1 protein-coding gene is annotated in these 1,433 nt (G+C 70.1%); it reads right to left on the bottom strand.

Features of this window, described 5'->3' with window-relative positions; translation table 11 throughout:
* Positions 1-933: 933 nt before the first annotated feature.
* Positions 934-1,433 (bottom strand): hypothetical protein (locus StrepF001_RS46170; RefSeq protein WP_165396597.1); only part of this gene is annotated, 500 nt, incomplete at its 5' end.

The following is a 1,433-nucleotide window of genomic DNA, read 5'->3' on the forward strand; positions in this document are numbered from 1 at the left end:
AACCGGGAGGGCGAACTGCCCCTGTACGGCGCCCGGGTCACCATCACGCCGGACGGAAAGACGACCCTGTCGCGAGGCACCTGGTCCCTGACCCTGTAGCCGCCCGCCGGGGCAACGGCCCCTGTCCGCTTCCCACCTGGGTGGATGGGCGGGGCCGTTTCGGGCCCGCGGCCGGCGCGACACCAACCTCGGCGGCAGCACCGCCGTGCGCCCACGCACGGTGGAAGCTTCCTTCGAGGCCGACGCGGTACCGTTGCCGACCCTCCTTACTGAGGAAGAACTCGCCGCGGCCCGCCTGATCGAGATGGACGTAGAAGGTGGTGAGGCCGCTGCCGTACGGAGGCTCGCCCCGGTGCTGAACGGTCTGCGGAACTGTGCGGACTATGCCGGAACCGCCGCTGGCCGCCGTGCGGCGTACGTACCAGGTCTGCACCCCCTTGCCGCACCCGGAGGTCACCGTGTCGGTTCTGCCTGAGACCAGGTCCACTGTCGCGGTGTAGTACGGCGCCCCGAGGTCAGGGTCCGGCTCCTGACCACCCCCGCTGCCTGGACTGGATTCAGCCACCGCTGTACCAGCACCCCCGCCTCCGGCCCGCACCCACCGTAGGAGGCGAACACCTCGCCGACCGCGCGCGAGACGGCCTCGGGTTGTGCGGGTGTCGGGACCGGCACGCTCGCGAACGCTCCCACGCCCGACCGTTCCCACCCGTCCTCACTATCGGCGCAAGACCGGATGATCAACGGCTCGTGCCCGTAGCGGTCAGCGATCGCGGCGAGCACCCGGCCCGGATACTCGCCCACTCCCGCCAGGACACCGACAGCCCTGGAGGGCTGCGGGGTGCGATCTCCCTTGGATCGGTGCGTCGGGCTGAGCCGGACCGTTGCGTCGGGGTCCGGGTGTCGGTCGCTGGTGGGTGGGCTGCGGGCTGCCTGTCATCGAGGGTGTGTTTCCTGCGGCGGCTGCTCGAATTCGTGATTGTGGGGTTGGTCGAGTGCGTGCCAGCGGCGTTCGAAGTCGGTGTGGTGTTTTTGCAGGTCGGCTGCACGGAGGGGTTTGTTGTACTGGCCGGTGATGCCGGCTTGTGCGAGGTCGTGGGCGATGTGGTCGGGGTTGGGCCGGCTGGTGTGGGCGCGGTGCAGGGCCCAGGTGGTGTAGATGCGGAAGCTGAGCAGGTAGCGGGCGAGGGTCCTGGGTTTGATCGTTTTGCCGTTGCGGCCGAGGATGCCCAGTTCTGCCAGGTGTGTGGCGAGTTCACTCGCGTCTGGTTCTCTGCCGTGGTGCTGGCGGAAGTGGTGCCAGCCGGTGTAGTAGCGGTCCACGGTGGTCGGCCGGGCCGCGGCGTGTGCGGTGTCGGCCGTCTCGTGCCTGCCGGCCCCGCGTGCGTCTGGCGTGTGGGCGGTGTCGGCGGGAAGGGCGTTGGGGTGGGTTCGCG

This window comes from Streptomyces sp. F001 (assembly GCF_004187715.1).
Classification (GTDB): domain Bacteria; phylum Actinomycetota; class Actinomycetes; order Streptomycetales; family Streptomycetaceae; genus Streptomyces; species Streptomyces flavusporus.